General features: G+C 42.1%; 22 protein-coding genes. 14 read left to right on the top strand and 8 right to left on the bottom strand.

Going from position 1 to position 22,874, the window contains the following annotated elements; genetic code table 11:
- Window positions 1-25 precede the first annotated feature (25 nt).
- The 5 genes from QT327_RS18895 (at window position 26) to QT327_RS18875 (ending at window position 5,861) form a co-directional block, all read left to right on the top strand.
- Entirely contained in the window at window positions 26-820 is a 795-nt protein-coding gene (locus tag QT327_RS18895) for a nuclear transport factor 2 family protein (RefSeq protein WP_130857111.1), read from the top strand.
- 86 nt (window positions 821-906) lie between these two features.
- Complete coding sequence (locus tag QT327_RS18890) at window positions 907-1,401, top strand: MarR family winged helix-turn-helix transcriptional regulator (RefSeq protein WP_289553697.1); 495 nt, start codon at window positions 907-909, stop codon at window positions 1,399-1,401.
- A complete protein-coding gene (locus QT327_RS18885; protein ID WP_289553696.1) occupies window positions 1,305-1,859 on the top strand; it encodes a GNAT family N-acetyltransferase in 555 nt (184 codons plus the stop codon). Before QT327_RS18890 ends, QT327_RS18885 begins: the two co-directional genes overlap by 97 nt.
- A 525-nt stretch (window positions 1,860-2,384) precedes the next feature.
- Window positions 2,385-4,658 (top strand): catalase/peroxidase HPI, encoded by a 2,274-nt coding sequence (gene katG / locus QT327_RS18880; RefSeq protein ID WP_289553695.1) that lies wholly within the window; start codon window positions 2,385-2,387, stop codon window positions 4,656-4,658.
- A 318-nt stretch (window positions 4,659-4,976) separates the two neighbouring features.
- Window positions 4,977-5,861 carry an alpha/beta fold hydrolase gene (locus QT327_RS18875; protein ID WP_289553693.1) on the top strand — a complete coding sequence of 295 codons (885 nt, stop codon included), beginning with the start codon at window positions 4,977-4,979 and terminating at the stop codon, window positions 5,859-5,861.
- Window positions 5,862-6,125: 264 nt separating this feature from the next.
- On the opposite strand, the gene QT327_RS18870 is transcribed toward QT327_RS18875, so the two are convergent.
- Genes QT327_RS18870 through QT327_RS18855 form a run of 4 tightly spaced genes read right to left on the bottom strand, consistent with a single transcriptional unit; the run spans window position 6,126 to window position 8,869 of the window.
- Complete coding sequence (locus QT327_RS18870) at window positions 6,126-6,587, bottom strand: hypothetical protein (protein WP_289553692.1); 462 nt, start codon at window positions 6,585-6,587, stop codon at window positions 6,126-6,128.
- A gap of 3 nt (window positions 6,588-6,590) precedes the next feature.
- Window positions 6,591-7,817 carry an ABC transporter permease gene (locus QT327_RS18865; protein ID WP_289553690.1) on the bottom strand — a complete coding sequence of 409 codons (1,227 nt, stop codon included), beginning with the start codon at window positions 7,815-7,817 and terminating at the stop codon, window positions 6,591-6,593.
- Between the two features lie 3 nt (window positions 7,818-7,820).
- Window positions 7,821-8,456, bottom strand: a complete 636-nt coding sequence (locus QT327_RS18860; protein ID WP_149105489.1) for an ABC transporter ATP-binding protein — start codon at window positions 8,454-8,456, stop codon at window positions 7,821-7,823.
- On the bottom strand, window positions 8,453-8,869 hold the full coding sequence (locus tag QT327_RS18855; RefSeq protein WP_149105488.1) for a MerC domain-containing protein: 417 nt from the start codon (window positions 8,867-8,869) through the stop codon (window positions 8,453-8,455). Before QT327_RS18855 ends, QT327_RS18860 begins: the two co-directional genes overlap by 4 nt.
- An 86-nt stretch (window positions 8,870-8,955) precedes the next feature.
- On the opposite strand from QT327_RS18855, the gene QT327_RS18850 reads away from it, so the two are divergent.
- The 3 genes from QT327_RS18850 (at window position 8,956) to QT327_RS18840 (ending at window position 11,595) form a co-directional block, all read left to right on the top strand.
- Window positions 8,956-9,159, top strand: a complete 204-nt coding sequence (locus tag QT327_RS18850; RefSeq protein ID WP_041387347.1) for a hypothetical protein — start codon at window positions 8,956-8,958, stop codon at window positions 9,157-9,159.
- A 53-nt stretch (window positions 9,160-9,212) separates the two neighbouring features.
- Window positions 9,213-10,412 carry a GTP-binding protein gene (locus tag QT327_RS18845; protein WP_149105487.1) on the top strand — a complete coding sequence of 400 codons (1,200 nt, stop codon included), beginning with the start codon at window positions 9,213-9,215 and terminating at the stop codon, window positions 10,410-10,412.
- A gap of 289 nt (window positions 10,413-10,701) precedes the next feature.
- Window positions 10,702-11,595 carry a bestrophin family protein gene (locus QT327_RS18840; protein WP_149105486.1) on the top strand — a complete coding sequence of 298 codons (894 nt, stop codon included), beginning with the start codon at window positions 10,702-10,704 and terminating at the stop codon, window positions 11,593-11,595.
- A gap of 65 nt (window positions 11,596-11,660) precedes the next feature.
- Here QT327_RS18840 and QT327_RS18835 read toward each other — a convergent pair whose 3' ends face one another.
- Window positions 11,661-12,065 carry a DUF1801 domain-containing protein gene (locus QT327_RS18835; RefSeq protein WP_013665857.1) on the bottom strand — a complete coding sequence of 135 codons (405 nt, stop codon included), beginning with the start codon at window positions 12,063-12,065 and terminating at the stop codon, window positions 11,661-11,663.
- 164 nt (window positions 12,066-12,229) lie between these two features.
- On the opposite strand from QT327_RS18835, the gene QT327_RS18830 reads away from it, so the two are divergent.
- Window positions 12,230-13,744, top strand: coding sequence for an FAD-dependent oxidoreductase (locus QT327_RS18830; protein WP_289553687.1), 1,515 nt, complete (start codon window positions 12,230-12,232; stop codon window positions 13,742-13,744).
- A 66-nt stretch (window positions 13,745-13,810) separates the two neighbouring features.
- Here QT327_RS18830 and QT327_RS18825 read toward each other — a convergent pair whose 3' ends face one another.
- Window positions 13,811-14,812, bottom strand: coding sequence for a GlxA family transcriptional regulator (locus tag QT327_RS18825; protein ID WP_289553686.1), 1,002 nt, complete (start codon window positions 14,810-14,812; stop codon window positions 13,811-13,813).
- A 152-nt stretch (window positions 14,813-14,964) separates the two neighbouring features.
- Here QT327_RS18825 and QT327_RS18820 point away from each other — a divergent pair, with 152 nt between their 5' ends.
- Window positions 14,965-15,897 carry an SRPBCC family protein gene (locus QT327_RS18820; protein ID WP_149105484.1) on the top strand — a complete coding sequence of 311 codons (933 nt, stop codon included), beginning with the start codon at window positions 14,965-14,967 and terminating at the stop codon, window positions 15,895-15,897.
- Window positions 15,898-16,047: 150 nt separating this feature from the next.
- Here QT327_RS18820 and QT327_RS18815 read toward each other — a convergent pair whose 3' ends face one another.
- Entirely contained in the window at window positions 16,048-16,485 is a 438-nt protein-coding gene (locus QT327_RS18815) for a hypothetical protein (RefSeq protein WP_289553685.1), read from the bottom strand.
- A gap of 357 nt (window positions 16,486-16,842) precedes the next feature.
- Here QT327_RS18815 and QT327_RS18810 point away from each other — a divergent pair, with 357 nt between their 5' ends.
- The 3 genes from QT327_RS18810 (at window position 16,843) to QT327_RS18800 (ending at window position 21,341) form a co-directional block, all read left to right on the top strand.
- The gene (locus QT327_RS18810; protein WP_149105482.1) at window positions 16,843-17,508 is read left to right on the top strand and encodes a 3-keto-alpha-glucoside-1,2-lyase-like domain-containing protein; all 666 of its coding nucleotides are present in this window, start codon (window positions 16,843-16,845) and stop codon (window positions 17,506-17,508) included.
- 276 nt (window positions 17,509-17,784) lie between these two features.
- Window positions 17,785-20,502, top strand: coding sequence for a DNA ligase D (gene ligD, locus QT327_RS18805; RefSeq protein WP_149105481.1), 2,718 nt, complete (start codon window positions 17,785-17,787; stop codon window positions 20,500-20,502).
- A 143-nt stretch (window positions 20,503-20,645) separates the two neighbouring features.
- Complete coding sequence (locus QT327_RS18800; protein ID WP_149105480.1) at window positions 20,646-21,341, top strand: DsbA family oxidoreductase; 696 nt, start codon at window positions 20,646-20,648, stop codon at window positions 21,339-21,341.
- Between the two features lie 73 nt (window positions 21,342-21,414).
- Here QT327_RS18800 and QT327_RS18795 read toward each other — a convergent pair whose 3' ends face one another.
- Entirely contained in the window at window positions 21,415-21,897 is a 483-nt protein-coding gene (locus QT327_RS18795; protein WP_013665849.1) for a YdeI/OmpD-associated family protein, read from the bottom strand.
- A gap of 248 nt (window positions 21,898-22,145) precedes the next feature.
- Here QT327_RS18795 and QT327_RS18790 point away from each other — a divergent pair, with 248 nt between their 5' ends.
- Window positions 22,146-22,808 carry a LysE family translocator gene (locus QT327_RS18790; RefSeq protein WP_246860267.1) on the top strand — a complete coding sequence of 221 codons (663 nt, stop codon included), beginning with the start codon at window positions 22,146-22,148 and terminating at the stop codon, window positions 22,806-22,808.
- Window positions 22,809-22,874: the final 66 nt, after the last annotated feature.

Here is a 22,874-nt window from a genome sequence, read left to right as displayed (position 1 = left end):
TATAAGCAATACTTCAGTCAAGAATATGGAATACCTAAAACACAACATCACGCTTGTATCTTTTCCTATTTTACTTGTCCTTTTGTTTCAAGAAGCAATTGCTCAGAATCAGGCAAAAGACATCGAAATACAGATACTTAAACAAGATAGTCTTTTCTGGCATGGATATAATACCTGTGACATTAAACTTCAAAGCCAACTGATCAGTGATGATATCGAGTTTTATCATGATAAAGGTGGCGTTACGCTGGGAAAAGCAGCCATGATCGCAAGCATAAAGAATAACCTCTGTAGTTCAACTTTTAGATTGCGGCGCGAGCCGATTGACGGAACCGTACAAATCCATCTGTTACGTTCTGTCGATTCGATATATGGTGCGTTGATTACGGGAGAACATATCTTTTATCTAAAAGAAGAAAACAAAAATGAGCGCCTAGACGGACGTGCCCTTTTTGCCAATTTATGGTTATTACGCAATGGGAAGTGGCTTATGAGTCGAGTTTTAAGTTATGACCACGGGCCAGCGAAATATATCAATAGGAGAAAAGAAATCACATTAACACGCAAAATGCTTCAATCATACGAAGGCACTTACAAAGGACCGCAAAGTGGCGAGATAAAAGTTAGTGTGAAAGACAAGCATTTGAGCTTAACAATCGGTTCGAAAAGTTTCGAAATCTATCCAGAAACTGAAGGTGTATTTTTTATGAAGGAAAGAGACTTAACATTTCGTTTCATTAACGATGATAAGCTTGGTAAGAAAGTCGTCATTTGCGAATTCGGAGATATTGTAGAAGAAGCAGCACATTTTCAGCAGTAGTTTCAGATCGGAAAGCATGCCTATTATTAATTTTAAAAAATCTTTCTTTATATTTGCATAACTGGTTATGTAATTAGTTATTCAAAATGGATTTATTCGAAAAAACGGGAAAGATGGCGCTAGGAAGCCGTCTGCGATTATTAACAGCAAAAGTTACTGAAGATGCCGCTCGCATTTATAAGTTATATGACGTCGATTTGGCACCGAAGTGGTTTCCGGTATTTTTCATCTTAGCAGAAGAAGGTGAAAATACCATTAGTGAGATCGCTAACAAAATCGGCCACTCTCAACCATCGGTCAGCAAAATTATCCGCGAGATGACAGCTGCAGGTTTGATATTGGAAAACCGCAAAACAGACGACAAAAGAAGAAATGTAGTCGCGCTGACAAAAAAAGGAAGACTGCTAGGCGTCAAAATAAAAGATCAGTATGCGGATGTCAATGCTGCTATTGACACGCTGATTTCAACTGCACAGCATAATTTATGGGAAGCCATGGAAGAGTGGGAATTTCTGCTAGATCAGCAGTCACTCTACAAACGGGTGATAGAGCAAAAAAAATTCGTGAAAGCAAAGATGTAACGATTGTAAAATATAATCCCGTTTATCATACTGCCTTCAAAACACTCAATGAAGAGTGGATTTCCACTTATTTTGAACTTGAAGAAGCGGATCGCCAAGCGCTGGAAAATCCGGATCAATACATCCTGAACCCGGGAGGTAAGATTTTCGTAGCTTTATATCGTGGCGAGCCGGTGGGTGTTTGCGCACTGATTAAAATGAACGATCCAGACTATGATTATGAACTCGCAAAAATGGCGGTATCTCCCAAAGCCCAAGGGAAGAACATTGGCTATCTACTCGGCCAATCGGCAATAAACGAAGCGCGTAAAATAGGCGCAAAAGCTCTTTATTTAGAAAGCAATACGATCCTTAAGCCTGCTATTAATCTATATTATAAGTTAGGTTTCCAAAAAATTACCGGTCACGTCTCACCCTATAAGCGCTGTAATATTCAGATGTCCTTAATATGTGCCTAGCTAGTCGGACTTTATCTAGATTATTCTTATTTCGATAGTGACTCGGGCAAATTGATACTACAAAAAAAGTCTTCAACCGGGGAGATTGAAGACTTTTAACTAACCAATTATAAACCTAAATTATGATGATACAAAGATAGTGTAAAAAGTACACATTACAAACTATTTTCACCGAAACTTTAGACCCGGCAATCGATTCGACATTTTCATGACAATATTGGCTGCTACTAGCAGTTGGATTTCAGCATGTGGCTATTCGTATCTCCATCTCAACAAGTGATTTGAGAAACCAGAGGCTACTAGTCACCACACAACGTTTCAACAACTCAAAAAACCAAAGACACACTTGCTACTTTAAATATTTATTCGCAACTTAATTAAAAATTTTGTTAGCGTCTACAGCGAAAACGACACGTACTTTATTAGCCAATTACATAAACAAGCCACAAGAAACCAGTAGCTGTAGTCCGTTTGTACGAGTACTTAAGTGATAAATAATTATTTTCTCAACGCAAAATCTCTAACATGGAATCAAAAGACATCAGTAAATGTCCATTTCACGGCGAAAAATTATTAAAACAAGCAGTTGGTGGCGGTGGCACCAGAAATCAAGATTGGTGGCCTAATCAATTAAAACTAAACATTCTACGTCAACACTCTTCCCTATCCGATCCGATGGATCCCGATTTCAATTATGCCGAAGCATTTAAAAGTCTGGACCTCGAAGCGGTAAAGCAGGATTTACATGCTCTCATGACCGACTCACAGGACTGGTGGCCAGCTGATTTTGGCCACTATGGGCCCTTATTTATTCGCATGGCTTGGCACAGCGCCGGCACTTACCGTGTAGGTGATGGCCGCGGTGGCGCGGGGGGTGGACAACAGCGCTTCGCGCCACTGAATAGTTGGCCTGATAATGTGAGCTTAGATAAAGCCCGTCGATTGCTTTGGCCAATTAAACAAAAATATGGTCGTAACATTTCATGGGCCGATTTATTGATCCTTGCCGGAAATATTGCCTTGGAATCAATGGGTTTTAAAACTTTTGGATTTGCGGGTGGGCGCGAAGATATGTGGGAAGCCGAAGAAGATGTATATTGGGGAGCGGAAACGACGTGGCTGGGTGGTGACGTACGTTATACACACGGGTCAGAAGGTGTCGTGGAAGGTCATGGCGTACTGGTTTCAGATGATGATGCGGATGGTGACATCCACTCGCGTGACTTAGAAAAACCGCTGGCAGCGGTACAGATGGGACTGATCTATGTAAATCCTGAAGGTCCAGATGGCAATCCGGATCCTATTGCCGCCGCAAAAGACATACGAGACACTTTTAGCCGTATGGCCATGGATGACGAAGAAACTGTTGCGCTGATTGCCGGAGGCCACAGCTTTGGAAAAACGCATGGGGCAGCACCTGCAACCCATGTAGGAAAAGAACCCGAAGCTGCAGGATTGGAATCGCAAGGTTTAGGTTGGCATAACAGCTATGGTAGCGGTAAAGGGCCAGACACCATTACCAGTGGATTGGAAGTGATATGGACAACCACACCAACGCAGTGGAGCAATAATTTTTTCGAAAATCTTTTTGCCTTTGAATGGGAATTAACGAAAAGCCCGGCCGGTGCGCATCAATGGGTAGCGAAAGATGCGGGCGACATTATTCCTGACCCCTTTGATCCAACAAAAAAGCGGAAGCCCACCATGCTTACCACAGATCTTGCGCTACGGCTTGATCCTGGTTTTGAAAAGATATCAAGACGTTTTCTGGAAAATCCGGATGCTTTTGCAGATGCCTTCGCTCGTGCCTGGTTTAAATTGACTCATCGTGATATGGGACCCCGTAGTCGTTACCTTGGCCCGGATGTACCTAAAGAAGAATTAATCTGGCAGGATCCGATCCCCGCTGTTGACCATCCGTTGGTAGACGCCAATGATATCGTTATGTTAAAAGCAAAAATTCTTGCTACCGGCTTAAGTGTATCGGAATTAGTTTCCACCGCGTGGGCTTCCGCCGCTACTTTCCGCAATTCAGATAAACGCGGGGGTGCCAACGGCGCTCGCATTCGCCTAGCACCACAAAAAGATTGGCCGGTAAATAATCCCCCTCAGCTCACAAAGGTATTACACGCTTTGGAAAATATTCAAAGGGAATTCAACAACGTGCAACCGGGAGGAAGAAGAGTATCACTCGCTGACCTGATTGTGTTGGCAGGATGCGCCTCCATCGAAAAGGCAGCGAAGGATGGGGGGCATGCCATCACGGTTCCATTTAACCCGGGGCGAATGGATGCTTCGCAAGAGCAAACTGATGTCGAATCCATTGCCTTTTTAGAACCTGCCGCTGATGGATTCCGTAATTATCGCAAGAATAAATCCTCCATACCTACCGAAGCGCTGCTAATCGATAAAGCACAATTGTTAGGACTTACGGCTCCGGAGCTAACGGTACTGATGGGCGGTATGCGTGTACTGAACACAAACTTCGACGGATCCGCACACGGCGTTTTTACAAGAACACCCGGTGTATTAACGAACGATTTCTTTATAAATTTGCTCGATATGCGTACAGCATGGAAAGCGTCATCACCAGACCAGGAACTGTATGAAGGCTACGACCGCACAACGCGGCAGCCCAAATGGACTGCCACGCGCGCCGACCTGGTATTTGGTTCAAACGCGGAACTGAGAGCCATTGCCGAAGTCTATGGAAGTTCGGATGGAAAAGACAAGTTTGTGAAAGATTTCGTTGCCGCCTGGACCAAAGTGATGAATGCAGATCGTTTTGATCTCAAGTAATAACTATAGTTTAAACAAAGCGATGGATGTTTCATCGCTTTGTTTTGCAGCTTCACGAACTAACAACCGTGGCCAGTGAATGACCGCATCGGCAAATTCACTGTTTCTCTCCTTAAAACCTACCATTTAACTTGATAACCTAACTACCGATGAATTGACTCGTTGACCCAACCATCACATTGTCGTAATCCCCCCTTCACATTGCCAATTTTACCCCTCATCTCATAAGGCAATGGCCCGTACCTTTGTTTTATAAAGCGCTATATAAAACACAACAAGTTATTTTTCTATTTGCAACTATTATCTAAAACAAAGAATATGAAATCGTTAAGAACATGTATCATCCTTGCACTAATTGTCGTCTCACAAGGATTCCAAGTAAAACTTTATGCCCAGCCATCTCAGAACAAAACGGGTTATGCGCCAATAAATGGTTTAAAGATGTATTATGAAGTGCACGGCGAGGGAGCACCGCTTGTACTGATTCACGGTTCGTTTATGACCATTCCGATGAACTGGGAACAAATTATTCCTCTTTTCAAAAACAGAAAAATTGTGGTAGCAGAGATGCAGGGGCACGGCCGTACAGCTGACATTCCCCGTGCGCTCAGTTACGAAAATATGGCGGATGATATTAGCGAGTTACTTAAACACCTTCACATCGATAGCGCTGACATACTCGGTTATAGCATGGGTGGCGGAGTTGCTTTCCAAATGGGTATCCGCCATCCGGAACAAGTGAAAAAACTAGTGATTGTATCTGGTGCTTATAAACACGATGGTTGGTGGCCCGAAACGGAAAAAACGTTCGCAACGATGAATGCAGATATGTTTAAAGGCTCGCCATTAGAAGATGCTTATAAAGCCCTTTCTCCTCATCCAGAGAAATTTAATGAGTTTTTCACCAAGACAATGAGCATTGATTTAAAACCTTACGATTGGACAGAAGACGTTCGTGAAATGGATATTCCTATCCTCATGTTATTAGGTGACGCGGACGGTATTCGCTATGAACATGCCAATGAGCTGATGCGCATGAAGGGTGGTGCTAAAATGGGCGACTTCGGCGAAATGTCTACTTCTCGCATGGCTATCTTACCAGGTACTACACATATCGGTATGATGGCAAGGGCCAGCTGGTGGATACCTATGGCTGAAGAGTTTTTAGACAATAAAAAAGAACCCGGTGTATTTATGGAATAGTCGGTAATATCGAAGCTTGTTTTGTACTTGCTAACGTATCGCTATATTGCTAAATATGAAATAAAAAAAGTCTTCAACCGGGGAGATTGAAGACTTTTAACTAACCAATTATAAACCTAAATTATGATGACACAAAGATAGTGTAAAAAGTACACACTTCAAAATATTTTTGCCAACAATTCAACTTATCAAGTCGATTCGACATTTGGATGACAATAGTAGCGGCTGAATGGCTTCCGAATGATTGGTTATTGTTCCTCAAGCTTAGTCCTGTTCAACAACTTCGGCATCCAAAATCTGTATTTCCGCACCTTTCTCGAGGTTGGTATTTAAATACACCTTTCCCCTTATTTTGAACGGATTGTTGGAAAACCTTGCCTTTCCACTTTTCATGGTCACCTGCACCAGTGGCGGGATCCCATTCTGACCGCAAAACATGCACTGCATCACGGGAAGAACCGATAGCATAAACATATGATGATCCCGTCCCAATTCAAAAGGCACCATATAACCGGGTAATGTTACCGTCGTATGATCCAAATCTTTCAATACCTTGGGAAAGTGAGGCGTATAAACGGTAGTACCGTCATCTTCTGTTGTAACTTTGTACATCAACTGATCAAAGGCTTCCCAAACCTCATTCATCATCGGCTGATGATCGGGCGTTTGAGCTTGTGCTGTAAAGGTGAACAAAAGAATCGATGCAAACAGTCGTCGAAATAACATATATTATTTAGCTAAGGTTTCCGAAATTGGAGTAGAATAGGCCTTGGCTGCAGGTATCAACGCCGCGCTGAATCCCAGCAATAAAGCCGCCAGCACAACGGAAATTTCTTCGATCCCGAAACCATAGGCATCGACAAAATGTCCACCTTCCTCTACAGCGATGGCAAGGGCGGCAATGTGAGCCAATAGAACACCGGATATAGCGCCCATTGCTGTAATCAGCATCCCCTCTAGTAGCATCAGCTTAAATAAGACGCTTTTAGCGGCACCCATAGACCGCATGATCGCCAGCTCATATTTCCTGTTTTTAAACGAGTTATAAAGACTGGCAAAGACACTTATAGCAGCCATTAGCATAAGTACCACAGCTAAAACGCTCGCCGCATCCAAACCGACTCCCATCATTGAAAACAAGCGAGCACTTTCTATCGCCGGCGAAGCAGCCTGCATGTTGGTAGTCTGATTAACCAGTCGTGGGAACATAGCGACGGCCGTAGGATTCTTATAACGAATCAACATACTTGTAATCTCTCTTCCTTGTACATTCATATTCAACAAGTCATGCACCTCTTCCTTTTCTTGATGTTGACGCTGATGTTCCTGATGCTGATGCTCATGTTCATGCATATGCCAAACGCTTGACAAATTCGTCAGTACCAAACGATCCGCTATACTACGACTCTCCTCCAAGATCCCTACGATAGTATAAGGATGATCACCGTGAAGATCTCCACTATCGGCCAGACCATGCGCTCCGACAATTTTATCCCCACATTTAAGTCCTTCTGATTTGGCTACTTCATGACCTATCACCGCCTCAAAGTCACTCGCTCCCCATTTACCCGAAACTAAATGAAGACCATACAGGTCGAGAAAGCGGCTGTCAGTCCCGACAATCCGGAATCCTTGGTAATTATCTCCTATAGATAGTGGCACGGCCAACTTAACCAATGGATGAGCCGTTATTTTGCGCGCATCATCTAGCAGAATATTTCCCGTAGGATAATCGACGTGAAAGATACTGCTTAAAATCAACTGCAAAGGACTTCCCTTAGCACCAACTACCAGATCAACGTGGCTGCCATTCAAGCTGATCTGCCGATTGATCTGCGACGACAGCAGCAAAACCAGACACAAAATCGCCGTTCCCAATGCAGACAGAAGTATGCAAAGTGCCGACGAGGAAAAATTATAAATAATAGTCTTCCAGACAATACGGAATAGCTTCATTCTTTACAATATATAGGTGCTAGAAAATTTGTCCTTTAGTCTTTTATCATGCGTGGCAATCAGCAAAGTTGCACCGTAACTTTGTGCCTGCTCTAATAAAAGTGCAATCACGGCCTCCGCATTACGGTCGTCCAGCGCAGAAGTGGGTTCGTCGGCTATCAGCAGCCGCGGTCGGTTCACGAGAGCCCTAGCAATAGCAGCACGCTGTAGTTGTCCCTGACTTAGCTCATGGGGATAACTTTTAATTTTGTCGCCCATATTTAATCTCTCCAATATCACAGATAACTCACTCGTGTTTTCCCCTAACCCAGCCAACCAACGAGCCATTTTGAGATTTTCAAGGACCGTTAGGCTTTTGATAAGATGGGCCTGTTGAAAAATCAGCCCAACATGCTGTCCGCGGAATTGGTCCATTCGCTTCGGAGATAATCCATAAATATCGACACCTGCTACGGTTACAATGCCCGACGACGGCTTCATAAGACCACATAAGACATGAAGCAAAGTGGTTTTTCCAGTGCCCGAATCTCCAAGAATCAAGCAATGCGTCCCTTTGTCGACTTCAAATCCCGGAAATGATAAACCAATGCCATTCTTATACCGCACCTCGATATCGCTAGAGGATATAAGCACACTCATTTAGCTTCATTTTTATTTTCGTCGATACAAGCAGCGCAATGATAAGGCTTGTTGAATTTCCAATTTAAAAAATGGGCACCCGCGATGGTGAACCCTCCTAAGGGCACAAGGACCGGTTCCAATTCGTGAAAGCCAAGTAAGTGGGCTCCAAAAATCAGTATAAAGCCTATGGTTAACATCAAAAGCGGTAACATCTTACGGTGATACTTCAGATAAGAAGGAATCAACGAAGCCATACCGACAAGCACCGATAAAGCAATTACAGCAACTTCTACCCAGGGATTGGACAGAAATTCGAGCCCAACCAGAGGCAGCAAGGTTATTACAAATGGCATCAATGCACAATGGATAGCACATAAAGCGGAAGCCGTCATACCAACCCTGTCCATTTTTCCCAGTAACGTTACTTTCATGACTTTCATTATCTAATAATTAACAAATGCAATTAAGTTGCAAAATAACAAAACAGTATTTACATTTGCAACTTAATTGCATCAAAATGATACCACAAGATTTCGAAGCCTGGCATTACTGTATCACTAAAATGTGCGGCATACCTCTTTGCGCCGATTTTGCCAAAAGACGGTTGGCTATTTACAAACAAGACAAGCATCCCGAAACCATTGAATTTATCCGGTTATATGGTCTTGATCATTATCGAAAAATTGTATCCTGGCTCGAAATAGTCGAAAAACAACGGTAACCCCTTAAACAAAGCGTATACCCCAAATTGGGACACGTAAAGAACAATTAGATATGACAATAAAAAAACTTCCTGTAACGGTATTAAGCGGCTTCCTAGGTGCCGGAAAAACGACCCTGTTAAATCATGTATTGCACAACAAGGAGAACCTAAAAGTTGCTGTGATTGTGAACGATATGAGCGAAGTCAATATCGATGCTCAAATGGTAAGTCGCGAAAATGTACTATCACGAACGGAGGAAAAACTCGTGGAGATGAGCAATGGCTGTATCTGTTGTACACTGCGAGAAGATTTGGTTGTCGAAGTGGAAAAGCTTGCCAGAGAGAGTCGATTCGATTATTTACTTATCGAGAGTACAGGTATTTCGGAGCCGATACCCGTAGCGCAAACCTGGAGCTATGTAGATCAACAGCAAGGTATCGACCTCAGCTCGTTCAGTTACATTGATACCATGGTAACCGTAGTAGACTGTTTTAATTTCTTTCAGGATTTTAGCACACAGGAAACACTGCTTGACCGCTCGCTCACTGACGACGTATATGACAGCCGTGCCATTGTTAATCTACTTACAGATCAATTAGAATTCGCAAACGTCATCATCCTCAACAAGACGGATCTTGTCTCAGAAAATACAATAGGTACATTGGAAGCGGCAATCAAACAACTAAATCCCGATGCACGCATCATTCGATCCGCTTTTGGCAGGGTCGATCCGGCGACTATTATAAATACCGGTCTCTTTAATTTTGAAGAAGCTTCAAATGCGGCTGGCTGGAAGAAAGAACTGGAAGATGAACACATACCGGAAACGGAAGAATATGGCATTTCTTCCTTCGTGTTCAGATCGCCGAAGCCTTTTCATCCGATGAGATGGTATAACTATCTTAATCAAGACTACCCCAATTCGATCATCCGGGCTAAAGGACTGTTTTGGCTGGCTTCCAGACCTGACAAAGCGATTAACTTCAGTCAGGCCGGCGGCAGCCTTCGCATAGAAAGTGCGGGCCACTGGTGGTGCAGCATGCCCTATGAAGAAAGAATTCGATACGCAGCCTATCATGAATACAAAGGAGAAATTGAGAAGAGATGGAATATAAGGTGGGGAGATCGTCAGAACGAGCTGGTATTTATTGGCCAGTACCTTAATAAGGAAAAATGTTTGAAAGAAATCGAAGGTTGCCTGCTCACAGATGCCGAAGCTCAAAATTGGCAAAACACATTATGGGAAGACGTATTTCCACAATCGATATAATATGGTGTTTGGTTTGAGTGCCGGGCTACGGTTCGGCGCTCTTTGCTTCACCCTCTCTTTAACCGCTACCTACTCGCTACTTTACCGCTAAAAGCTCACGTTTGCTACCCTAAAGGCGAATATACCGTGGATATACCGTGGATATGTGGCGAATATACCCCGAAGGAGGCCCCTACATACAGCCCTTTGAACCGAAGATTGTGTTGCAGAAACCGCCCCTTTCTAATGCCATTTTAATGAAAAACACCTATTATGCAACAGATTATGGCAAAATAATAAGAACGGAAAAATGCTGACGAATACCAAGATTCCAATTGCATATATATTTAGAAAAATTCGCGTACAAATAGTATATGTTATTATCATCGGCCTGATTGTGAAATCTGTTGCTATTTATTTCATTGATTTCATTCCTCAAATGCCGATAGCTATACCGGCCTTTATAGGCACCGCGATTTCGGTTCTACTATCTTTTAATCTAAACCAATCGTACGACCGCTGGTGGGAAGCCCGGAAAATTTGGGGCGCGATTGTTAACGACAGTCGAAGTTTGGTTCTTCAATTACAATCCTTCGTAAGCGAAGAAAAGCAAGCCATTATCCGGCAGATAGCGCTTCGGCATGTTGCATGGTGCTATAGTTTAGGGCAAAATTTACGGGGTTTGGATCCGAAAAAAAACATAGAGGATCTAATCAATACAGAGGATATGCGAGAAATGGATAACCATAGTAACAAACCGCTAGCGCTGTTGCAAATGAATGCGTTACAAATTGCGAATTTAAAGAAAGATGGACATTTAACTGAATTCTATCATGTTCAATTAAACACAACTTTAGTTAAGTTCTCGGATGCGATGGGCATGGCAGAGCGTATAAAAAACACGATCTTCCCGGTTACTTATCGCTTGTTTCTGCATTTTATGATTTACGTTTTTGTAGTTACTTTATCCATTTCGCTGGGTGAAATTGATAGTATATATGAAATACCGCTACTGGTGGTCATATCCGGATGTTTTCTACTGCTCGAAAGAACAGCCACTCATCTCCAGGATCCTTTTGATAATCGTCCAACGGATACACCGGTTACTGCCGTTGCACGAACCATCCATATTAATACCTGTAATTTACTGAAAGAAAGTAAAACACCGGCGCCGCTGAATCCGGAATCTTTTTACATTCTCTAACCTCCGGGTTCAAAAGAATTACACTAGGACAGGCTACGGCAAGAAGCTATGAAGTATTGTATGTTTCATTTTAGCCTTTCCAGTTTGCCTTTACGTTTTACAATATTTTTATAATCCCATTGAATGGCTCTTGATTTTGCGAGCCAGCGTTGCAAATCGTCTGTATCAATTTCATCAACTGAATGATAGAAGATAGAGGCGTCTCTGAATTTACCTCCTCGTTGGTTTAACCCCTCTTCTCCGAAGTCGGCCCCGCTCCAAAACATGAGTCGCACACCGGCTTTGAGTTTATTATAGCCGGCAATAGGATTGCCTTCCAAAAACCAAACGGGATGACGGTGCCATATCTTATTCTCCGCTTCAGGTAAGTTGCTACTGATTTCTTTGGCAAGTAATTCACAGATAGCTTGGTCTTCACCTTTAAGAAAACTGTTGTAGTCGAGAATTTCTTTAGCAATAATATTCTTCATTCTTTTAATTTCTTTAAAAATAAAACATTTTTCTTACTTCATTTTTTCTATCCGTTTTTTCCTTACGAGGTACAAAGCATTTTTAAGTGTATGATCCTTCCCACTTTCTTTTGAAACAAATGAAGGGGGCCTTGTGTTGCTTTTAAAAGATAAATCTGCTGATTATGGTAAACATAACTTCTGTATGGAAAGATAACTCGAAGCAAGGCTCCTTTCCTATTCTCGATCAGGACCTTACCGTAGACGTTGCAATCATTGGCGGCGGAATTACGGGTATTACCGCTGCCTATTTATTGGCAAAGCAAGGAAAAAAAGTAACCGTACTAGAAGCCCGTGCTATTGGCGAAGGCTCCACAGGATTTTCTACCGGGAATCTTTATGCCATACCGGGTAGTGAAGGACTGCATACCATTGAAAAGAAGTGGGGGAAGGAGCATGCGAAGCAAATTGTTGAGTCGCGGGCAGCTGCCGTTGATTTTATCGAAGCGCTTATACAGGAGTTCAATATCAATTGCGGCTTTGTACATGTCCCTTGGTGTTTATTCTCCGAACAAGGGGAAAGTGCCTCTTACATCCAAAAAGAAAGAGAAGCAGTGGAAAGAGCTGGACTAACAACATCGGATTTTATTCCATTTGATATAAAGCCAAGTGTCGGTTTCAGCATCGCCAATCAAGCTCAATTTAACCCTTTGCAATATACGGTTGCACTAGCTCAACATATTCAGTCAGATTCTTGTTTAATCTTTGAACACACCAAAATGATGAGTTATGAAGAAGGTGAACCCTGTATCGTCATAACTGATCGAGGTAAGATAACGGCAACAGAAGTAATTATGGCAACACACACACCCAAAGGCCTCTATTTCGTCCATTCTTCTATGGAGCCTTACAGGGAGTATGCCGTTGCAGCCACACTAAATGACAACTACCCTCCTAATGGAACTTATTGGGATATGATATCGAAACAGCATTATTCTATACGAACCTACGATACGGCCCATGGCAAAGTGCTGATGGTATTGGGAGAGAAGCATAAGGTTGGTACAGAGGAACACAACGAGTCGCGCTTCCGGAATCTAGAGAATTTCCTCCGCGAACGTTTTAATGTTAATTCCGTTGTTTACAGTTGGGCCGCTCAACAATATAAGCCGGCGGATGGTATCCCGTACATTGGCAAGAGCTCCGGTAGTAAGAAAACCTATATCGCTACGGGCTTCTCGGCCGATGGCTTAGTTTATGGGACCCTCGCTGCTATCATTATCAGTGCTGAAATCATCGGCAATCCTAACCCATGGAATAAGCTGTATGATGCTTCGCGCATTACGCCCGTTGCGTCGGCCGCCAATTATATAAAAGCCAACGCTTCTGTTACCTATGAGTTAATTAAAGATTATTTATTCAAAGAAAATGTGGACCACTTCTCCGAAATAAAGCCAACGGAAGGTAAGATTATGGAGATTAATGGGCAAAAATGTGCCGTATCCCGAAATCGAACAGGAGACCTATTCATTGTCTCAGCGGCCTGCCCCCATATGGGCTGTATTGTCCATTGGAATAGTGGTGAACAGTCTTGGGATTGCCCCTGCCATGGCAGTCGCTTTACGACAGATGGGGAGGTGATTGAGGGACCTGCAATAAGCGCTTTAGCCCCCATTCATCATGAACCGTCTAAATCGTAATACTGTCTTTTTGTATGCGCAAGATACACAATAAACGTATCTTTATTAAAGACGTGAACCAAGTATTTAATCCGACAACATGCTGTCGGCATCTTTATTGTACTTATTTTTATAGTCTAAAGGCGATAGTCCCGTTATCTTTCTAAAAACTTCACGGAAAGCTTTTACATCTGAATAACCTACTTCGTACATCACTTCATTGATGGTCTTACGCGTTGTTTCAAACGCTTTTTTGGCCGATTCGATCTTTACCCGCTGCAAATATTCAATAGGCGTATTACCGGTCGCTTTTATAAATCGCCGGTCAAAATTTCGCCTACCTATAGCAAGTTTTCTCGAAAGATCTTCTACGGAAATTTTCTCATTGAAATTATCTTCTATATATTGCTGCGCTTTTATTATAACTTCATCGCCATGCGACTTTTGTCCGGTGAATATCGTGAAAGCAGATTGCGTTTGACGGTCAATCTCTACTTGAAAGATTTTGGAACAATAAATGGCCGTTTCCCGATCATAATACTTCTCAACCAAATACAAAAGTAGATTCAGAAATGAGTAACCACCCCCATTAGTGTAAATACCGTTTTCATCCGTAATTAATTTTTCGGTTTTTAACTGTACTTCCGGAAATAAGGACCTAAAATTGTCTGCTGAATTCCAATGAATAGAACAACTCCTTTTATCCAGTAATCCCGAGGAGGCTAACATAAACGCACCCGTGCACATACTAGCCACTTCTGCGCCATTTTTATATTGCTCGCGAAACCAGTTTATCAACACCATATTATCCTCCATTGCTTGTTTGAATTCAGGGTTTAAAGAAGGAATTAACACAAGATCGGTCTTCTTTAACGCCGATATATTGACCTGTGGCTTTATAGTCAGCAGTCCATTGATAAATGCAGATTCTTCTGCTACGCCCGCCGTCTCGATTTTAAATAATGGTTTATTCCCTTTTTTCTCCCAATAGCTGTTGGCACCGGTAAAAATTTGGTACGCGCCAACAATGCAAGCGATGGTACTGTTGGCCGTTTGTATATTGGGTACTAATATGGTAAGGTGTTTCATCTGCTTCGGATTTACGACGGTTATATGCAAAGTTAACCAATTCATATGTCCAAATCAACCCGCCATAAAGTCTATTTGACACCCCCGGTTGATGTACTTGGATCGCTAACTTTGACTTAAGACAGTACGAAAAAGAATAAAATCAAAATAAAATGAAAAGTGAAAATAAGAGTTTTAGCACCACGCTGGTGGTCAACGCAAAACCACAGGAAGTTTTTAAGGCGGTTAACAACGTTCGTGGTTGGTGGTCAGAAAATATTGACGGCGATACAGACAAGCTCCATAGTGAATTTTCTTACCATTATCAGGATGTGCACCGAGCCAAAATGAAAATCACTGAAATGGTGCCGAATGAAAAAGTAGTTTGGCATGTGCTTGATAATTATTTCAAGTTCGCGCAAGAAAAAACGGAATGGAAAGATACCTATGTAATTTTTGAGTTAACCGAAAAAGACGGAAAAACAACTTTGAGATTTACACATCAGGGCTTAGTTCCGGCCTATGAGTGCTTCCAAATTTGCCACGACGCATGGACACATTATATCCAGAACAGCTTAAAGGATTTAATCTTAACCGGAAATGGGAGTGCGACACCCAAAGATGATGAAACCGAAGATTTGGAGAAAGAGTCGCCGGAAAACAGCGACACGACAAGAAACAAAAGCATTCGTCATCGATTGCTTATTGAAGCACCTGTTGAAAAAGTTTTTGAGGCCCTAACTACCCAAGAAGGTTTAGCGGGGTGGTGGACGCCGGATACCCTGGCAAAACCAACCATTGGAAGTATCTTACGCTTTTCTTTCGGCCCTGACTATTTCAAAGAAATGAAAGTAGAGCAGCTTAAACCCTACAGTAAGATAAAATGGCTTTGTGTTAGCGCTTATGAAGAATGGATAGGCACAAGGCTTACTTTTGAGCTCGAACCGCATAAAAAAGGATGTATACTGTTCTTCCATCACGATGGATGGAAAGACTACACGCCCGAGTTTGCCTCTTGCAGTTATGATTGGGCGCTTTTCTTCAGAAGTCTGAAGCGCCTTTGCGAAACCGGTAAGGGTGCCCCCTATCCGGATTACAATAAATAAGTGTTAAAAATACGTATTCCCTAGTCCCGAGGACGCTCTTGGGATTAGGGAATATATAAAAATGCAATGTTCACTTTTCCTCTTCTACCGCGACTTGCCCATCAAACTTTTTATCAACGACCAATAATAAAAATGGCTGTATCTTCATGCTTAGTTTAGCACCAATATCTTGTTTATAACGCAGGAGGAGATGACCTTCCTTTTTTGCAGGGAGACCGCCTTCATCTTCACGGCCAGTTCATCTGCAGGTGAAATAACGGCAATAGCAAATTGCTTTGTAAAATCAATCGGGGTCGGTTTCCCCTGATCCCCCATAACTGTGGCCATTCCAAAAATTTTATCAAACTCTTCACGACTTGATATTTTAGGTGTTGATAAACTGGTTTCATCAAAATCGTTTCGGACAAAATAGTTTTCAGCTAATACATAAGGAACTTCTAGCTCATCACTATTTGTGGTATGGGCATTCACCATGTCTTCGCTATTCATTCGTTTTTGCTGATTACTACAGGACAAAAATGCGATGATGTTCATTGCCATGAATGGGATGATGATTATTGGAAATTTCCTGACAAGGCCTTTTTTCATGGGTTTCTATTCATAAAATGATATCTGCTGATAGAACAGTTCGCTTCATCAAATGGTTTCAGAAATCGACTAATAGCTTAGACGATTCCGCCAAATTTCTACAAAGTGCCTGCTAATGAATGACTAAACTATTCGAATAAGCACATTCAATGTATGAAATTTCCTAGAAAACATCCTAAAAGTTGATTAAAGACGATGAAGGTTGATTTACAACCCGAGAGAAAATCCGAAAAATTGGCTGGGCTTGGAACGCAATTGAACGATTTTGAACTGCATTGAATTTGTTAGATCCGACTGAATCTTTTTCATTTGTTCAATAAGTCAACCCAGTTATACGTCTATAATCATTTAAATCGCATGAAAACAATTTTAGAAAACAACAAGGAGGTAACCAAGCTTATCGCGCTATTTATGAGCATTTTCGGCTTATCCATAGCCTATGCACAGGATTCGATCACGCTGGATGCTAAAGTAATACAAACCCGGTCCGTGGCGATAAATCGGACGGTTAAGTTTGAAAGGAACGACATTTATCTGACAGCAAAAGAGGGTGATGGTTATTTACGGATAAATGGTGTAAACTTTCGGCAAGGGGTCATAGAAGCTGACATAAAAGGAAGTAATACCCCGCAGCGAAGCTTTGTAGGTATCGCCTTCCATGGAAGTAATGATCAAACCTTTGAGGCAGTCTATTTTCGTCCTTTTAATTTCGAAAATCAGGAACGGAAATCGCACAGTGTCCAATACATTGCTCATCCTACCTATACATGGAATAAGCTCCGCAGTGACAGTCCCGGAAAATATGAAGCAGCGTTGAATATGGATATCAAACCAGATGACTGGTTCCATGTTCGGATACACGTTAAAGAATCAACGGTTGATGTTTATATTAATGACAGTAACGTGCCAACACTATCTGTGGATAGACTTAGTAAAACTGATACCGGATGGGTGGGCTTTTGGACCGGAAATTCTTCTGATGGATGGTTCAGGAATATAAAATTGAGGTCAATAAACAACTAGGAAACCGAAATTCGCAGTACATCGCTAAAATAGCGAATCGACCCAGCCTCGTCAATGTAAACTTAGTTGTTATGTCAGTGTTCTTGCGGATTAAATACAGGTATAAAACTGATCGATGTTTCTTTTGTTAATAAAAAACATGCAAGGGATGCGATGGCGCTACAGAGGCTGGCCAAGCAATGGAACGAGTGATAGAAGGAATCAAAAACATGTTGAAAGGACGAAGAATCAATATTTTTTAGTAAAAATGGAGGGCCCTTTAGGGCTAGGTTAGCTATGCCGCTTGATCAATACCGTAACAAACGAGATTTTAAAAAGACCAGTGAACCGAAGTCAGGTAAGAGTCCGAACCGGAAACAACTCACTTTTGTGGTGCAAAAACACAAAGCTTCGCGATTACATTACGACTTTCGATTAGAAATGGATGGGGTGCTGAAAAGCTGGGCTGTGCCTAAAGGCCCATCCACTGATCCGCAGAACAAGCGTTTGGCGATGATGGTAGAAGATCATCCCATGGACTATCGGCAGTTTGAGGGGATTATCCCTAAAGGACAATATGGCGGCGGTACGGTAATTGTTTGGGACGAAGGCACCTATGAACCAATAGAAGGACTGAAGAGTAAGAAGGCACAAGAAAAACATTTATTGGAGCAGCTTCATAAAGGGTCACTCAAAATCCGGCTACATGGACATAAACTAAAAGGCGAATATGCGCTGGTAAAAACACAAGGGATGGGTGAAAACGGCTGGCTCCTTATCAAACACAAAGACGAATTTGCCAGTAAATCTGATATCACTAAAAAAGACAAGTCGGTGCTTTCTGACAAAGCATTGGAAGAGATTGAAAAAAGCAGCAATAAGGTATGGCAAAACGGCCGTGAGAAAACCGTTGAAAAGTCTAGAAAGACCACACAAGCAAAAAAAAGCAAAAATGCTGATGAACACTTGGCAGATGATGTAAATGAAGCCGGAGAGCCGCAGAAGATGGATGTACCCAGCTTGCTAAAAAAAGCACCGGAATCCACTATTCCGAAATCAATCAAACCGATGAAGGCTACCCTTATTGACGAACCTTTTGATGATCCGGATTGGCTATACGAAGTAAAATGGGATGGTTATCGTGCCATTGCCAAGGTCAGTAAGACAGATGTTAAACTAATTTCTCGGAATAATATTCCTTTCGATAAATACTATCCGCTTGTCGACCTTTTGAAAGGATGGCGTATCAATGCCATAATTGATGGGGAAATTGTTGTGCTAGATGAAAAAGGGCTGTCCGACTTTGGGGCCTTACAGAATTGGCGAAGCGAAGCCGATGGCAACTTGGTTTATTACGTTTTTGACATTTTATGGTATGAGGGCAAAAACCTGATGGGATTGCCATTGGTAGAACGACAGGCAATCCTTCAGGACATATTACCTACCGATGATGATCGTATCCGCCAAAGTAAGGTTTTCGCCGCAAGGGGGATCGACTTTTTTGACGCGGCAGAGCAGGTCGGGCTTGAAGGTATTATAGCAAAAAAAGCTGATAGTAAGTACACCTCTGACCTCCGATCGAAAGAGTGGCTTAAGATCAAAGTGCAACGGCGACAAGAAGTAGTGATCGCTGGATTTACGCGTAATGAGGGAACGTCCAAAGCGTTCAGTGCCCTCGTCATGGGGGTGTATGACGGAAAGAAACTTCGATATGCGGGTAAAGTGGGCACCGGTTTTTCGGACAGCAAGCAGAAGGAAATGATGAAGCTATTCAAACCGCTGATTACCGACAGAAGTCCCTTCGATGTAGAACCTGACGTGGACAAGCCATCCCGTTTTCGTCCACAACGACTCGGCGCAAAACCTACATGGCTGAAACCGGAACTGGTATGCGAAGTGAATTACGCCGAAGTTACCAGCGAAGGAATTTTCCGGCAGGCATCTTTCAAAGGTATGCGGGAGGACAAAGAAGCCGATGATGTCGTATTGGAGAAAGCGGCTGACACAGAATCCACCGTGGCCGAGGTGGAAGAAGAAGACAAGGGGACTAAACATGCAATCAAGCCCGCTAAAACCGAAAGGCGTACCCTCTTGAACCCACGTGAAGAGACGCAAACACGCAAAGTTAATGGTAAAGAATTGAAATTTACGCATCTCAGCAAGGTCTATTGGCCGGATGACGGCATTACCAAACGAGACATGTTCAACTATTATTACAGAATAGCCGAATTTATCTTACCCTACTTGAAAGATCGTCCGATGTCTCTGAACCGCTTCCCAAATGGCATTAAAGGTCCAAGCTTTTATCAAAAAGATGTGAAGGGAAAAGTGCCGGAATGGGTAAGCAAAACTTACCCATACACCACCAGCGAGGGTGAACATAAAGAATACCTGGTTGGCGACGATGAAGCAACCTTGCTATGGATGGCGTCATTAGGCTGTATTGAGATGAATCCTTGGTTTAGCAGAGTGCAGTCGCCCGATAATCCGGATTATTGCGTGATCGATCTGGATCCTGATAAAAACACCTTCGAGCAGGTCATCGAAGCCGCTCAGGAAGTGAGGAAGGTATTGGACGCTTTAGGCGTATCGAGCTATCCTAAAACATCAGGGTCCACCGGTATTCATATTTACATCCCATTGGGAGCGAAATACTCTTATGAGCAATCGCAGCTTTTTGCAAAGGTCATCGTCAGTCTGGTACACGAGCAACTACCCGATTTCACATCCTTAAAACGAAAAGTAAGTGATCGAAAAGGGAAGATGTATCTAGACTTCTTGCAAAACCGGCCCGGAGCCACTATAGCTGGCCCCTACTCCCTACGACCAAAGCCGGGAGCAACCGTCTCGATGCCACTTGCCTGGGACGAAGTGAAACGTGGTTTAAAAATGAGCGACTTTACTATTCACAATGCTTATGATCGGTTGAAAGAGACTGGTGATCTCTTCAAAGGAGTACTTGGAAAGGGAATAGAACTTAATAAAATCATAAAAAAGGCGCAGAACGATTTGTAATCGTTTATTCCATTCTTATGTTAGATGGTATCCCCAAGGAAAGTGTCAAATTTGCCTTGCTTCTAATTGAATTAGGTACCTTTGACACACGACCACTTCGTCTTAATTGTTTGGCGCGAACAAATAACAATAGATATTGAGATATGAACACCAATCAAAGTCAAATCGGCCCAAAAATGCGCATTGAAATATGGAGTGATATGATGTGTCCATTTTGTTATATCGGTAAAAGACATTATGAAGCTGCTGTAAAACAGTTTGCGGAACAGGATAAATTAGAAATAATCTGGAAGAGTTTCCAATTAGACCCCACTATTCCGGAGCAAATGGATATCCATCCTAGCGTATATCAATATTTGGCTGAGCGTAAAGGAATTAGTTATGCTGAATCAAAAGCAATGCACAGCCATGTTATTAACATGGCGAAAGAAGCTGGCTTGGAATATAATCTTGACGATGCAATTGTATCCAACTCATTCAAAGCTCATCGAATTATGCAATTTGCAAAAACAAAAGGTTTAGGTGATGCAGCCGAAGAACAGCTTTTTAAAGCGTATTTCGGAGATGGGCGTAATTTGAGTGATTCAGAAACACTCATTGAAATTGGCAAGGTTATCGGACTGACAGAAGCAGAAATACAAATTGCACTTACTGACGACATCTACGCTTATCGAGTGCACCAAGACATACGGGAGGCCAAAGACTTAGGTATTAGGGGGGTGCCCTTTTTTTTATTTAATCAAAAGCATGGAGTTTCCGGAGCTCAACCATCAGATGTATTTCTACAGACCTTGGAACAATCGTTTAAGGAATGGCAAAAAACGAATGCTGTTGACTAAGCAGCTAAACAGACGGTAATATATGCAACTGAGCTGACGATGGCAGTTAACCCTATTCATAACGGACCCTGATTCAGGGCTTATCTCGTCCGATAAACCGACTTTTTCCCAGCAAAAAGTCGATCGCTCTTATTACATTTTTATCGATGCTTGTTTCCGTTTTTAAATTGGCAATGTATCGAATAATTTCATTCTGTAGCGACGGACTTAGTTTATCAAAGACATCTTTGGCATCTTGGTTTTCGCCAAGTGCGGCCACTAACTTTTGGTGGGGTTTAATCGTTCGATCACCGGGGTCGAATTCAAGCGTCAATTCAACGACCTCTCCTATTCTTTTCGGAGAGTTTTTAAGCATCAATGTGTTAACGTACAGACGCCAGTCCCCCTGATACTTCACTAATGTTTGTTTATAAGGATTCCCATTTATCGATCCTCGAATCGGAATTTTTCCCTTTTCCTTTCCTGCTTCTTTAAAAATATCTTGTAAGATTTTTTCAGGCACAAATACAAAAGGATTAATACCAATGATATTTATTTCAGCAACAAATTTATGCATCGTCTTTTCCAGCTTGGCATCTTAATTTTTTAACCATCTACTTAAAAATATAGGTTTTCTTTTAAATAGCCAAAAACAACAAAAGCCCTGCTTTGGGTAGCATGGGCTTCTGTATGTTATAATCAACCTAAACCTTACTACATAAACGCATATTTTGCTTTTTTGTTTTGCTAGCTTTATTTTTTTGTTTACAAGAAGAAATCTACCGAGTATCAGCGATCGAATACTTATTGCGTACGTTTTAAAAAATGAATGTTATATTCGTAATCATTATTCTTTTTATGGCTGGAATTGAAAATTATATCCTATTTTTAGCAACCACAATAATCTTTGTTATGACACCTGGGATTGACACTGTGTTTGTGTTAAACAAATCCATTGCGGAGGGAAGAGCGGCGGGTGTGCATTCGATGTTAGGTATTACTTGTGGAATATTAGCACACACCTTGTTTGCCTCGCTTGGCCTTTCCATGATTATTGCACAGTCGGCCATGGCGTTCTCTGTTGTTAAATACGTAGGTGCACTGTATTTAATCTTTCTTGGGCTTTCCTCACTTCGCTCAAAAAAGGAATTGCAATTTGATATAGAGATAACCAAAGGTAAAAGTGGCTTTCAGAACTTTTATGCCGGTTTTATTACCAATATTCTCAATCCAAAAGTAGCATTGTTCTTCCTTTCCTTTTTTCCCCAATTTATTAACAAAGCGTATATGGATGATCCTAGTCCTTTTATAGCCCTTGGCGCAAGTTTCGCGCTATTGGGTAGTATTTGGCTTTCACTTATTGCTTATTGTTCTTCACTGTTCTCTGCCAAATTAAAGAAAAATTTGAAACTGAATAGCTGGCTCAACGAAATAACGGGCTGTGTGTATCTTTTAATGGGCATTAAAATGGCCTTTACAAAAAGATAACGATCACGTCCATCCGGTATCCAAATAAATAGCAGGTGAGCATGCTCCGTACGGCTAATTTAGCAT

This window comes from Olivibacter sp. 47 (assembly GCF_030372825.1).
GTDB classification, from domain to species: domain Bacteria; phylum Bacteroidota; class Bacteroidia; order Sphingobacteriales; family Sphingobacteriaceae; genus Olivibacter; species Olivibacter oleidegradans.
Note: the sequence above shows the minus strand (reverse complement) of the source record. Positions and strands in the feature narration are given on the sequence as shown.